The sequence below is a fragment of the Yersinia sp. 1252 StPb PI genome (assembly GCF_048593885.1).
Lineage (GTDB): Bacteria > Pseudomonadota > Gammaproteobacteria > Enterobacterales > Enterobacteriaceae > Yersinia > Yersinia enterocolitica_E.
On sequence record NZ_JAZGQE010000138.1, the window covers coordinates 1 to 12,878 of the forward strand.

Genomic DNA, 12,878 nt, shown 5'->3' on the forward strand with positions numbered 1-12,878 from the left:
TGTGTTCACAGAATGAAATTCTTATGCCACAAAATTAAAGAGGCCAGCCCATTGTGAACTGGCCTCTTTGCATATCATCTGTATACCGAGTAATTACATAAAGGTCGTTACCAGTAGGTAACCGGTGATACACGAGCTAATAACACCGATAAGGCCTGGGATGATAAAACTATGGTTAATGATAAATTTACCAATCTTGGTGGTACCTGAACGGTCAAAACCGATGCAAGCAAGGTCGCTTGGATAAGTTGGCAGAACAAAGTAGCCATAAGCTGCTGGGAAGAAGGCAATCAACATTTTAGGATCAACACCAAGTTGCAGGCCCATTGGTGCGATGGCGGCTAATGCTGCCGCTTGGCTGTTTACCAGTTTGGAAACCAAGAACAGAACAATGGCATAAGTCCAAGGCTTACTTTTCACGACATCTTCCAATACCAGTTTCAAATCACCCATATGGGCTTGGAAGAAGGTATCACTCATCCAGGCAACACCGAATACCGAGAAGATAGCAACCATGCCAGCTTTAAATACGGCACCGTTAGAGATATCACTGGGTTTAACTTTACAGCCCATCAATATAACCGCACCAGCTATCAGCATCATCATCTGAATAACCAGGTTCATCGACAGTGACTGCAATTTGCCCTTAACTTCAAAGGCTGGTCGCAGATCAGCAAAAGCGCCCAGTAATACTACTATTGCGATCGCTGCGAAGAATATCCAGGTAGACCAGTAGGCTTGTTTCGGGAAAACCTGATTCAATAATGTATCTGTTGAACCATAGATAAAGGAGCGTTGCTCTGGATCTTTAATTCTTTCTTGAAAATCAGGGTCTTTATCCAGGTCTTTACCACGGCGCAGGCTCCACAAGGCTGCCATTAGTACCCCAACTAAAGAGGCTGGGACTGATACGGCCAGAATCTCCAGAATGCTGTAAGCATGGCCGATACCGTGGTTGGCACCAATAATTGATACTAATGATACGACAGCTACCGATACGGGTGAGGCGGTAATAGCCATTTGTGAAGCAACGGATGCAACAGCCATTGGTCGTTCCGGGCGAATACCTTTCTTAATGGCAATATCAGAAATAATCGGGAACATGGTATAAACAACGTGCCCGGTGCCACATAAAAAGGTTAATGACCAGGTTGTAAATGGAGCTAGTAGCGTAATATGCTGAGGGTGCCGGCGTAATAAGCGCTCGGCAAATTGCATCATTACATTTAATCCACCGGCAGTTTGTAATACAGATGCACAACCAATAACAGCTAATATGGTGAGCATGACATCTACTGGTGGCTTCCCTGGTTCAAGCCCAAAGATAAAGGTTAGAATAAATAAGCCGATACCACTTATTAACCCCAGCCCCATACCTCCGTAGCGTGTCCCCAGTAGTAGACATATAATTATAATTATAAATTGTAGTGTTATCATAACGTTCCCTTGCTTCCAACATGAATGAAATTCGGTTAGGTATTTGCTGGTTTTAAGCAATGAGCATGGCTCTTACTCGACTTTCTCTATCAGAGCACAGATTGTATTGATTAAAACTTGGCTAATATCAAGGGAGTATTGTTTAGTTATGTAATTAATTAAATCTGAGATCTGCCTCTATTTTTATATCAGCCCAGACTTTTCTAATTAATTAAAGTGGCGTGAGGAGGGAATGATGGGATATATGGTCTGATTGTGAAAATAATGTATAAATATTGTATTCAATTAATGTGTTAATTTTCTAATAACACTTATTATTTCCCGTTTTAACACATTAATATTATCAATTGGATCATAATTTGAGGGCGGTTTTCCTTTTGCGTTGGCACCGCCATGCTGTTAATGATTGGCATGCATTGATAAAACGTATAATCGGTCGGGGAATTTTCTGTGATTTTTAACTGCCGCATCCCTCAACTAATACCTAATTTCTCCTTCAGTGATTTTAAGTAGCGGCGACTCACCGGGATATGCCTACCGCTACGGGTAATCACTTCGGCTGAGCCATTATCCATCAGTTGAATTTCTCCCAGTTGTTCAGTATTCACCATATATTGACGGTGGCAGCGGATAAATGGTGTTTTTTCTTCGAGTGTTTTGAGTGACAACTGGGTATAGCCTGATTGCACTGTCCCGACGACATGCACCCCGCTAAGCTCAGAGCTTAGATATTCTACTTCTTCAATTTTCAGCAAAAAAATACGGTTATGACCGGAACAGGGGATATGCCGCAGCATGGGTTCAGTGATTTTATGTAAATTATTATTTACGGTCAGGCCGCGCCTTAAGCGTATTAGCGTTTTTGCCAGCCGTTGATAATCGAGTGGTTTTAACAGATAGTCAAAGGCGTGCTCTTCAAATGCACGGATAGCATATTCATCGTAAGCGGTAACAAACACGATGTGTGGCATATTTTCTGGATTCAACATTGATGCCAATTCCAGGCCATTAATTCTTGGCATTTGGATGTCGAGAAACACCACGTCGGGCTGTAAGCGCTGGATTGCAGGGATTGCTTCCAGTGCATTACTGCATTCGGCGACGATCTCAATATCGTGTTCTTCACTCAGTCTTTCGCGTAAATCTTCACGCGCAGGTTGCTCATCGTCGACGATGATGACTCTTAACATACAGCCTCCACAAATTTTCCGCATTCTATCATGGCCTCCGAGGGAGGTTGGGACCATCTGCGGAAACTGCGACTTACCGCAAAAGTCGGACAGAAATAGGGCGGTAAAAGTGTGGTAATTATTTATTTACACATATGGATTGAAAACTTTACACGTCATGGTATTGTGTACCTCATCAAACGATAAATACGCTAAACGACATCCGCTAAACAGAGATAGGGTAAAGAATATGATCATGCAAAAAGATGCGCTCAATAATGTCCATATCAGTGCTGAACAAATACTGATAACCCCGGAAGAACTGAAAAACCAGTTTCCTTTGAGCGACAATGATCAGTATGCGATTGAATCTGCTCGCAAAACCATTGCTGATATTGTTCAAGGACGAGATCCACGTTTATTAGTCGTTTGTGGCCCATGTTCGATCCACGATGTGGATGCTGCTCTGGATTATGCGCGTCGTTTGAAAACACTCTCTGCGGAGTTGAGTGATAGCTTATATATCGTTATGCGTGTCTATTTTGAAAAACCAAGAACTACTGTCGGTTGGAAAGGCCTTATCAACGACCCGGCAATGGATGGCTCTTTCGATGTGGAAGCAGGCTTACATATTGCCCGTCGATTACTGCTGGATTTAGTGGGTATGGGCTTGCCGCTGGCAACTGAGGCACTGGATCCGAATAGCCCGCAATACCTGGGTGATTTGTTCAGTTGGTCAGCAATTGGTGCGCGTACCACCGAATCACAAACTCACCGTGAAATGGCATCTGGTTTATCCATGCCAGTTGGATTCAAGAATGGTACTGATGGCAGTTTGGGCACCGCAATCAATGCAATGCGTGCTGCGGCTATGCCACATCGCTTTATGGGAATTAACCAATCCGGTCAGGTTTGTTTGTTGCAAACCCAGGGCAATCCACACGGTCATGTGATTTTACGTGGTGGCAAAACCCCTAACTACAGTGCACAAGATGTCGCTCAGTGTGAAAAACAGATGCAGGATGCGGGACTCACTCCATCCTTAATGATAGATTGCAGTCATGGTAATTCGAATAAAGACTACCGTCGCCAGACTGCCGTCGCTGAATCTGTGGTTGAACAGATCAAGGCGGGTAATCGTTCTATCACCGGTGTGATGTTGGAAAGCCACATCCACGAAGGGAATCAGTCATCTGAACAACCCCGTACTGCTATGCACTACGGTGTTTCAGTGACCGATGCCTGTATTAACTGGGAAAGCACCGAAACCCTGTTACGTGGCATGCATCAAGAATTGCGTTCAGTGCTGGCGGCACGGACTGTAGAGGAAGAGTAAGTATGGTGGCTGAACTGACCGCTTTACGCGATCAAATTGATGAAGTCGATAAAGCACTGTTGGACCTGCTGGCTAAACGCCTGCATTTAGTGGCAGAAGTAGGTGAAGTTAAAAGCCGTTATGGTTTGCCTATTTATGTTCCAGATCGTGAGGCTTTGATGTTGGCCTCACGCCGACAGGAAGCCGAGGCTTTAGGTGTACCGCCGGATTTGATTGAAGACGTATTGCGTCGGATAATGCGAGAGTCTTATACCAGCGAGAATGACAAAGGTTTTAAAACCTTGTGCCCACAATTGCGGCCCGTAGTCATTATCGGTGGGCAAGGGCAGATGGGGCGTTTATTTAGCCGCATGCTGGGCTTGTCTGGTTATCAGGTGAAAACACTGGAGCAAGGGGACTGGCCACAGGCTGAGTCCATTCTGGCGGATGCTGGTATGGTGATTGTTAGTGTACCCATCCATATCACTGAAGAAGTGATTGGGCGATTGCCAAAATTACCGCCAGATTGCATTTTATTGGATCTCGCTTCGGTGAAAAACAAGCCGCTGCAAGCCATGCTGGCTGCTCATGAAGGGCCGGTTGTGGGTCTGCATCCGATGTTTGGCCCTGATGTGGGCAGTCTGGCGAAGCAAGTGGTAGTGTATTGTGATGGTCGCGACCCGCAAGCATACCAGTGGCTGTTGGAGCAGTTACAGGTATGGGGGGCAAGATTACACCGCATCAGTGCTGTCGAACATGATCAGAATATGGCATTTATTCAGGCATTACGGCATTTTGCGACCTTTGCCTATGGGCTACATCTGGCTGAGGAAAACGTGCAGCTAGAGCAATTGTTGGCACTGTCTTCACCGATTTATCGTCTGGAACTGGCGATGGTTGGGCGGTTGTTTGCGCAAGACCCACAGCTTTATGCCGATATTATTATGTCTTCGGAAGATAATCTGGCGCTAATTAAACGTTATTACAAACGCTTTGGTGAAGCGATTACTTTGCTCGAGCAGAGTGATAAACAAGCCTTTGTCCAAAGTTTTCAGAAAGTTGAGCACTGGTTTGGCGATTATGCAGAGCGTTTTCTGGTGGAGAGCCGTTCATTGCTGCGTCAGGCGAACGATAGCCGCCTATAATCATACCCGTCATTGGTTGCACTTGTTACTCGGCCCATCCTTGGGCCTTGTAAATCCTAAGCGTCGTGAATCTCTAACGCTGCGTTAACTTGGATTGACCGGAATCACGTTCTCGCTTGGGTAGCAACCCAATATTTTCAACGAACGGGTAATAGGTGCTAAGTCTGCCAGCGCTTTTTGCATCGAATCGGACCGTAAATTAGCCTGCACATCAATATAAAACATCTCTTCCCACGGATTGCCATTAATCGGGCGGGATTCCAGTTTCGTCATGATGATACCGTGGTCTCGCAGCACTAATAGTGCTTCAACCAGTGCCCCTGATTGCTGACCCGTCGCCATAATTAAGGTGGTTTTGGCCGGTATCTGCTCTGAAACTTCAATGGACTTACGGGCAAGAACAATGAAGCGAGTGATATTTTGTTGCTGATTCGCCAGATTATGTTCCAGCACCTGCAAATTATACAGTGCACCACCAGCTTCACTACCCAGAGCGGCGGCTGTTGGCGAGTTCATTTGTGCCACTTTTTCCATCGCCGCAGCAGTGCTTTCGCAATACTCAATTTTCCAATGAGGGAAACGATTAATGAACTGGCTGCACTGCTGGAAAGGTTGTGGGTGACTGTATACGGTTTCGATTTTGCTCAGGTCAGTTTCAGTTGCAACCAGAACACAGTGGTCAATAGGGTTGGTTATTTCCCCTACGATGAACAAACTGGTGTGTTGCAGCAAATCATAAACGTCGTTAATAGAGCCGGAACTGGTGTTCTCTATCGGTAAGACGGCGTAATCCGCTTGCCCGGTTTCTACCTGAGTGAAAATATCTTGGAATTTCTGACAACCACATTCAATCAGTTGCTCAAAATGACGAGCGGCATATTGACGTGCAGCCAGATGTGAATAAGAGCCCTTTGGGCCCAGGAAAGCGATACGGGCAGAATGTAGGGCGGTTTGATTAAGCTGATGTTGTAACAGTGCCTGCTGAGTTAAGACCGAGTCTTCGATAATAAGTTGGAACAGACGAGTGACATAGAATCCGTCGAGGTCATAGGGCTTAGCGGCAGTTATCAGGGCATCCAGTAAGTCACGTTCACGCTCTTTATCGCGAATAGGACGATGATGGAGCTGCTTAGCTTTAGCGACATCCACTGCTAATTCACGCCGCTCTGCCAGCAAGGCGAGCAGTTTTAAGTCTAGTGCGCTGATGCGTTCACGTAGCACCAGTAATGGATTATCGGTCATAGGGATTTGCCTTATTTTTCTGAATGATTATACCCTAAATAATTCGAGCAGCAGGAAGGTAGCCAATGCACATGCAGCTTGAAGTATGACGAGGATATACACATAAAAAAAGCCTCCCGCTTGGGAGGCTTTGTTGTTCGTCTTCGCATTCTTTATCACACGACGAAACGCCTCCCAATCAGGGGAAGGTAAAAAAGAATGCGAAGAAAAACACTTTATTGATCATCGTTACTGGTTACCTGTTTTACTCGTAAGTGTGTTGCCACGAAAATAAATAGTAAAGAAAGTCAGTTCTTAAAACTGATCAGACTCTAAATTAACCGCCAGCCTGAATTGCTGTCAATAAAAAACGCGCCCAAAGGCGCGTTAGATCCGAAATGAGATGGATGGCTCCGGCTATTGTTCTTGCTCGGATTCTTCTTCCTCTACATCTACTGACTCCAGATTAGCTTCTTTAACACTACTTGCTGCGCGGCGAGCTTCACCTTTGTGCTGCACTTTATTTAATTGGCGTTCTAGTTTGGTGATAAGCTCATTAATTGCAGCATACATATCATCATGTTTGGCACTGGCAACCAATGGCCCCATTGGTGTACTGATAGTTGCATCGGCAACAAATCCTTGTGGACCTTTAGACAGTACGATGTGCGGGTTTATTAACTGGGCCTGCCATTTATCCAGTTTGGTGAGACGGTCTTCAACATGCTTGCGAATTGCTGGGGTAATATCCATTTGCTTACTGGTAATGTTGACTGTCATATGACTTACCTCTCTGTCTGCTCCGTCTTGGATAACTTCAGCATACCTCTCTTTCTCACAAAATGTATGATCAAGGTCACTTTTTTTTGTCACTTTTTGCAAAGGTCATGGGAACTGTGATTCAACGTCAGGAATAGCGGCTGGGGGCTTGAATCATTGATTATAATGCCGCATTATTGATAAGTTATATTGCCTGCATTCAGTTAAAAACGGCGTTATTTTTCTGTTTTAGATAGGGTATTAGCGCGATAGTCTGATGCAGTGAGTTTTATCGGCCTACACCAGTAAAGTGAACATCTGCCGTAAGGCAAGAATTGAAAACGGCAGCCTAGGCTGCCGTTTGTTATTTTATCGAGCCAGACAATATCAGGCTGGATTCGCTGCAATTATCTTGGCAACTTTGTCTGCCTCGGCATTGAGTTGCAGTTGTTTATAAGCATTTTCCATCAATGGCAACGCATCACGGGTTGCTTGAGTATCAGGATAATCTCTCAACATTTGTTCTACACGGTTAACTACCGCGACGTAAGCGCCTCGTTTAGTGTAATATTGCGCCACGGCCAGTTCATGCTTGGCCAGACGATTTTTCAAGAACGTCAGGCGTTTTTGCGCATCAGTTGCGTACTGGCTGTTCGGATAGTTTTGAATCAACTGGTTAAAATCGCGGAATGCGGCCTTGGCATGTTGCGGGTCGCGGTCTGAACGATCAATCCCGAAGAAACCTTGCAATGCGCTGTCATCCAGAGCCATGTCAGTCAAACCACGCATATATAATACGTAATCGATGTTAGGATGTGTTGGATTGAGGCGCATAAAGCGATCAATTGAGGCTTGCGCCAACGGCAGATCAGCAGATTTATAATACGCATAAATCAAATCAAGCTGAACCTGTTGGGAGTAAGGCCCGAAAGGATAGCGGTTATCTAACGCTTCTAGTTGCGTAATAGCTCCCTTAAAGTTACCGTCCTGCAGTTTTTGCTGAGCGGTAGCATAGAGCTCAGAAGGCGGGTTATCGGGAACCACGTCCTTGTTACTGGAGCAACCGGTCAGCACCAGGCTCAACGTGGCGGCAGCCACCAGATATTTCATACGCGTCATGACGTTTTGATTATCCTCGAAGTGTTATTCCGGGAGACTGTCCGTTAAGCTCCCGACAAAGATCTAGATACAATAGCACATTATATTAAACGGCATCGCCGTCAAAACCCAACGTTAACGAACAAGAAGCTGCATATGGCACAACAAGTACAACTCAGCGCAACGGTGGCCGAATCTCAACTCGGTCAACGGTTAGATCAGGCTTTGGCCGAATTGTTCCCTGATTATTCAAGATCTCGCATAAAAGAGTGGATTTTGGAAGACAGGGTCACAGTCGACGGTAAAACAATTAATAAGCCTAAAGAAAAAGTGTTGGGTGGTGAGCTCGTCGCCATTGACGCGCAAATTGAGGAAGATGCCCGCTGGGCGCCTCAAGACATCCCACTGGATATCGTCTATGAAGATAACGATATTTTGGTCATTAATAAACCCCGTGGTTTAGTTGTGCATCCCGGAGCCGGCAACCCAGATGGTACGGTTCTGAATGCACTGCTCTATTATTATCCTGAAATCATGGATGTCCCGCGCGCGGGTATCGTTCATCGCCTGGATAAGGATACTACTGGTTTGATGGTAGTAGCAAAAACGGTTCCGGCACAAACGCGTTTAGTTGAAGCACTGCAAGCGCGTGAAATTACCCGTGAATATGAAGCCGTAGCCATTGGCAATATGACTGCGGGCGGTCGAGTAGATGAGCCAATTTCGCGTCATTCCACCAAGCGTACTCACATGGCTGTGCACCCAATGGGTAAACCAGCAACTACCCATTACCGGATTATGGAGCATTTCCGCGCCCATACCCGCCTGCGTTTGCGTTTAGAAACGGGCCGTACCCATCAGATCCGCGTGCATATGTCTCATATTAACCATCCGCTGGTGGGTGATCAGTTTTATGGTGGCCGTCCGCGCCCACCAAGAGGCGCCTCTGATTCCTTTATTTCCATTCTGCGTGGTTTTGATCGTCAGGCATTGCATGCCACCATGCTGCGTTTGTATCACCCTATCAGTGGTATCCAAATGGAATGGCATGCAGCATTACCAGAAGATATGGTTGAGCTGATAAATGCGCTGAAGGCTGATACTGAAGAATTCAAAGACCAGATGGATTGGTAATGAGTCCCCAACTGATACTCCCAGACTGGCCGATGCCTGCCGGTGTTAAGGCATGTAGCACCACCCGTCACGGTGGTATCAGCGAATCGCCTTATGATTCATTAAACCTTGGTACCCATGTTGGTGATGTTGCAGCCAGTGTGATAGCTAATCGCCAGCGATTAGTTGAACTGGCTGGCTTGCCGCAAATGCCTGTTTGGTTGGAGCAGGTACACGGTACTCGTGTCCTGCATCTGGATAGTAAGGCGGTAGCTGATGTACAGGCTGACGCGGCTTATAGCCGGGTTGCTGGGCAAGTTTGTGCCGTAATGACCGCAGATTGCCTACCGGTGCTGTTTTGTTCATTAGCCGGCGACGAAGTTGCGGCCGCACATGCTGGTTGGCGTGGTTTATGTGCTGGCGTCCTTGAACAGACGCTGGCGCAGTTCAACGCGGCCCCTGCTTCTATTATTGCCTGGTTAGGCCCAGCCATTGGCCCACAGCAGTTCGAAGTGGGTGAAGATGTGAAACAGGCCTTTATCAATATCGACCCAGCATCCGCCTCTGCTTTTGTTCCTTCAGGCACCAAATATCTCGCTGACATCTATCTATTGGCTCATTTGCGGCTACAGGCTGCAGGTATTCACGCTATTTATGGCGGTAATCGCTGTACTGTGAGTGAAAAACAGCAATTTTTCTCTTATCGGCGCGATGGAATCACTGGACGTATGGCAAGTTTAGTCTGGCTGATATAACCTACTGAATTAGGACGATCCGCTGACGCATAACGAATTACTTTAAATATAGTGTCGAAATAACCTTGAAAATTTGAGGGATGACCTCATCTAATCTCCAGTAGCAATTTTGACCAATATCGGAGGTGTTATGCGTCTGGATCGTCTTACTAGCAAATTCCAGCTTGCCCTCGCCGATGCCCAGTCTTTAGCGCTTGGGCGCGACAACCAGTTTATTGAACCGTTACATTTGATGAGCGCACTGCTCAATCAGGATGGGGGGACGGTTCGCCCATTGTTGACCTCGGCGGGTATTAATGTTGCCAGTTTGCGCAGCGACATTGAGCAGGCTTTAGGTCGTCTTCCACAAGTTGAAGGTACCGGCGGTGATGTTCAACCATCAAACGAGCTGGTACGTGTATTGAATCTTTGTGACAAATTAGCGCAAAAGCGTGCAGATAAGTTTATCTCTTCAGAACTGTTCGTGTTGGCAGTGCTTGAAGACCGCGGCACCTTAACTGACATGTTAAAGGCTGCCGGTGCAACAACTGATAAAATAGATAAGGCAATTGAAAATATGCGTGGTGGTGACAAAGTCGATGATCCAGGCGCTGAAGATCAGCGTCAGGCGTTGAAAAAATTCACTATCGACCTGACTGAACGTGCGGAGCAGGGGAAACTTGATCCGGTGATTGGCCGTGATGAAGAGATTCGCCGTACTATTCAGGTGTTACAACGTCGTACCAAAAACAACCCGGTATTAATTGGTGAACCCGGTGTTGGTAAAACCGCCATCGTGGAAGGGTTGGCACAACGTATCGTCAATGGCGAAGTGCCTGAAGGCCTGAAACATAAACGTGTGCTGTCATTAGATATGGGCTCACTGATTGCCGGTGCTAAGTATCGTGGTGAATTTGAAGAGCGTCTAAAAGGTGTGTTGAACGATTTATCAAAACAAGAAGGTAGTGTGATCTTGTTCATTGATGAATTGCATACCATGGTTGGCGCTGGGAAAGGCGATGGGGCGATGGATGCTGGTAACATGCTGAAACCTGCGTTAGCGCGCGGTGAGCTGCATTGCGTCGGTGCGACCACCCTGGACGAGTATCGCCAGTATATAGAGAAGGATGCGGCGCTGGAGCGGCGTTTCCAGAAAGTCTATGTTGCGGAACCGACAGTCGAAGACACCATTGCCATTTTGCGCGGGCTGAAAGAGCGATATGAACTGCATCACCATGTGCAGATCACCGACCCGGCAATTGTTGCCGCGGCAACACTGTCGCACCGTTATATTTCGGATCGCCAGTTACCGGATAAAGCCATTGACCTGATCGATGAAGCCGGTTCCAGTATCCGTATGCAAATGGATTCAAAACCAGAATCATTGGATCGGCTGGAGCGCCGAATTATCCAATTGAAACTGGAACAGCAAGCGCTGAACAAAGAATCCGATGACGCCAGTAAAAAACGGCTGGAAATGCTCAATACCGAATTAGAGCAGAAAGAGCGTGAGTACTCTGAACTGGAAGAAGAGTGGAAAGCTGAAAAAGCCTCACTGACTGGGACTCAGAATATTAAGACTGAGTTGGAACAGGCCAAAATTACCTTAGAACAGGCTCGACGTGTGGGTGACTTGGCTCGGATGTCAGAACTTCAGTACGGTAAAATCCCTGAGTTGGAAAAACAGCTAGCGGCAGCCAATGCGCTGGAAGGGAAAACCATGAAGTTGCTGCGCAATCGTGTCACTGAGGTTGAGATTGCTGATGTCCTGGCGCGCTGGACGGGTATTCCGGTATCACGCATGCTGGAAAGTGAGCGCGATAAATTGCTGCGCATGGAACAAGACCTGCATAAACGTGTCATTGGTCAGGATGAAGCAGTCGAAGCAGTATCCAATGCTATCCGCCGTAGTCGTGCTGGGTTATCAGATCCGAACCGGCCAATTGGTTCCTTCTTATTCTTAGGCCCGACGGGTGTAGGTAAAACTGAATTATGTAAAGCATTGGCCACGTTCTTGTTCGACAGCGACGATGCCATGGTGCGTATTGATATGTCAGAGTTTATGGAGAAACATTCCGTATCTCGGCTGGTTGGTGCACCTCCGGGCTACGTTGGCTATGAAGAAGGTGGTTATCTGACGGAAGCGGTGCGCCGTCGTCCTTATTCTGTAATCTTGTTAGATGAAGTGGAAAAAGCACATCCTGATGTGTTTAACATCCTGTTGCAGGTATTGGATGATGGTCGCTTGACTGACGGGCAGGGGAGAACGGTTGATTTCCGTAACACGGTTGTCATCATGACCTCTAACCTCGGTTCAGATTTGATTCAGGAACGTTTCGGTGAAAGAAGTTATACCGAAATGAAGAATATGGTGATGGAGGTTGTTAGTCATCACTTCCGTCCTGAATTTATTAACCGTATAGATGAGGTGGTTGTCTTCCATCCGCTTGGTCGAGCACATCTGGCCTCAATTGCCAGTATTCAACTGGAGCGGCTGTATAAACGTCTGGAAGAGCGTGGCTATCAGGTTACCATTACTCAACCTGCGTTGGAGTTCCTGGGGGAAACCGGCTTTGACCCTGTTTATGGTGCACGGCCATTGAAACGCGCGATTCAGCAGGAAATCGAGAACCCGCTGGCGCAGCAGATACTTTCCGGCAAATTAATCCCGGGAGTACCTGTTACTTTGGATGTGGAAAACGGGCATATCATTGCCAGACAGTAATCGTTAATCCTCAAGGGGGCGAGAAATCGCCCCCTTTTTGTTTTCTTTTTCGCCATATCTACGGTTTTTGCCGTATTAATGAGCAGTTGAAAAGTTTTTTCAAATTAGGGGTTGCAGGCTGTCAGGAACTCCCTATAATGCGCCTCCACTGACCGGGAACAA

Annotated in this window: 10 protein-coding genes and 1 other annotated feature; of the genes, 5 read left to right on the forward strand and 5 right to left on the reverse strand. The window is 46.6% G+C overall.

All coding sequences use genetic code 11. From position 1 onward, the window contains the following. Nucleotides 1-93: 93 nt before the first annotated feature. On the reverse strand, nucleotides 94-1,437 hold the full coding sequence (locus V2A85_RS17350; RefSeq protein WP_372558120.1) for an anaerobic C4-dicarboxylate transporter: 1,344 nt from the start codon (nucleotides 1,435-1,437) through the stop codon (nucleotides 94-96). Nucleotides 1,438-1,910: 473 nt separating this feature from the next. Continuing rightward, on the reverse strand, nucleotides 1,911-2,627 hold the full coding sequence (gene btsR / locus V2A85_RS17355; RefSeq protein ID WP_083160225.1) for a two-component system response regulator BtsR: 717 nt from the start codon (nucleotides 2,625-2,627) through the stop codon (nucleotides 1,911-1,913). 235 nt (nucleotides 2,628-2,862) lie between these two features. Between btsR and V2A85_RS17360 the strand changes: the two genes are divergently transcribed. Together V2A85_RS17360 and tyrA are read left to right on the forward strand one after the other, a co-directional pair. Next, nucleotides 2,863-3,942, forward strand: coding sequence for a 3-deoxy-7-phosphoheptulonate synthase (locus V2A85_RS17360; RefSeq protein ID WP_083160223.1), 1,080 nt, complete (start codon nucleotides 2,863-2,865; stop codon nucleotides 3,940-3,942). Between the two features lie 2 nt (nucleotides 3,943-3,944). After that, on the forward strand, nucleotides 3,945-5,066 hold the full coding sequence (tyrA, locus tag V2A85_RS17365; RefSeq protein WP_420071952.1) for a bifunctional chorismate mutase/prephenate dehydrogenase: 1,122 nt from the start codon (nucleotides 3,945-3,947) through the stop codon (nucleotides 5,064-5,066). 84 nt (nucleotides 5,067-5,150) lie between these two features. Here the strand turns inward: tyrA and pheA are convergent, their stop codons facing one another. The 3 genes from pheA to bamD all read right to left on the reverse strand — a co-directional run bounded on the left by pheA (nucleotide 5,151) and on the right by bamD (nucleotide 8,165). Beyond that, a complete protein-coding gene (gene pheA / locus V2A85_RS17370; RefSeq protein WP_083160219.1) occupies nucleotides 5,151-6,308 on the reverse strand; it encodes a bifunctional chorismate mutase/prephenate dehydratase in 1,158 nt (385 codons plus the stop codon). Between the two features lie 102 nt (nucleotides 6,309-6,410). Next, nucleotides 6,411-6,535: a sequence feature (Phe leader region), on the reverse strand. Nucleotides 6,536-6,704: 169 nt separating this feature from the next. Continuing rightward, the gene (gene raiA / locus V2A85_RS17375; RefSeq protein WP_083160217.1) at nucleotides 6,705-7,067 is read right to left on the reverse strand and encodes a ribosome-associated translation inhibitor RaiA; all 363 of its coding nucleotides are present in this window, start codon (nucleotides 7,065-7,067) and stop codon (nucleotides 6,705-6,707) included. A 366-nt stretch (nucleotides 7,068-7,433) separates the two neighbouring features. After that, nucleotides 7,434-8,165, reverse strand: a complete 732-nt coding sequence (gene bamD, locus V2A85_RS17380) for an outer membrane protein assembly factor BamD (RefSeq protein ID WP_032905545.1) — start codon at nucleotides 8,163-8,165, stop codon at nucleotides 7,434-7,436. Nucleotides 8,166-8,300: 135 nt separating this feature from the next. Here bamD and rluD point away from each other — a divergent pair, with 135 nt between their 5' ends. The 3 genes from rluD (at nucleotide 8,301) to clpB (ending at nucleotide 12,716) form a co-directional block, all read left to right on the forward strand. After that, nucleotides 8,301-9,278, forward strand: a complete 978-nt coding sequence (gene rluD, locus V2A85_RS17385) for a 23S rRNA pseudouridine(1911/1915/1917) synthase RluD (RefSeq protein ID WP_083160215.1) — start codon at nucleotides 8,301-8,303, stop codon at nucleotides 9,276-9,278. Next, a complete protein-coding gene (yfiH, locus tag V2A85_RS17390; protein ID WP_372558123.1) occupies nucleotides 9,278-10,012 on the forward strand; it encodes a purine nucleoside phosphorylase YfiH in 735 nt (244 codons plus the stop codon). The genes rluD and yfiH overlap by 1 nt, the downstream gene beginning before the upstream one ends. A 130-nt stretch (nucleotides 10,013-10,142) precedes the next feature. Beyond that, nucleotides 10,143-12,716, forward strand: a complete 2,574-nt coding sequence (gene clpB / locus V2A85_RS17395; protein ID WP_372558124.1) for an ATP-dependent chaperone ClpB — start codon at nucleotides 10,143-10,145, stop codon at nucleotides 12,714-12,716. Nucleotides 12,717-12,878 lie beyond the last annotated feature (162 nt).

Excerpts from the sequence above, each read along its gene's own strand:
- V2A85_RS17350 (WP_372558120.1), bottom strand. The coding sequence starts at position 1,437 with ATGATAACACTACAATTTATAATTATAATTATATGTCTACTACTGGGG.
- btsR (WP_083160225.1), bottom strand. The coding sequence starts at position 2,627 with ATGTTAAGAGTCATCATCGTCGACGATGAGCAACCTGCGCGTGAAGAT.
- V2A85_RS17360 (WP_083160223.1), top strand. The coding sequence starts at position 2,863 with ATGCAAAAAGATGCGCTCAATAATGTCCATATCAGTGCTGAACAAATA.
- tyrA (WP_420071952.1), top strand. The coding sequence starts at position 3,945 with ATGGTGGCTGAACTGACCGCTTTACGCGATCAAATTGATGAAGTCGAT.
- pheA (WP_083160219.1), bottom strand. The coding sequence starts at position 6,308 with ATGACCGATAATCCATTACTGGTGCTACGTGAACGCATCAGCGCACTA.
- raiA (WP_083160217.1), bottom strand. The coding sequence starts at position 7,067 with ATGACAGTCAACATTACCAGTAAGCAAATGGATATTACCCCAGCAATT.
- bamD (WP_032905545.1), bottom strand. The coding sequence starts at position 8,165 with ATGACGCGTATGAAATATCTGGTGGCTGCCGCCACGTTGAGCCTGGTG.
- rluD (WP_083160215.1), top strand. The coding sequence starts at position 8,301 with ATGGCACAACAAGTACAACTCAGCGCAACGGTGGCCGAATCTCAACTC.
- yfiH (WP_372558123.1), top strand. The coding sequence starts at position 9,278 with ATGAGTCCCCAACTGATACTCCCAGACTGGCCGATGCCTGCCGGTGTT.
- clpB (WP_372558124.1), top strand. The coding sequence starts at position 10,143 with ATGCGTCTGGATCGTCTTACTAGCAAATTCCAGCTTGCCCTCGCCGAT.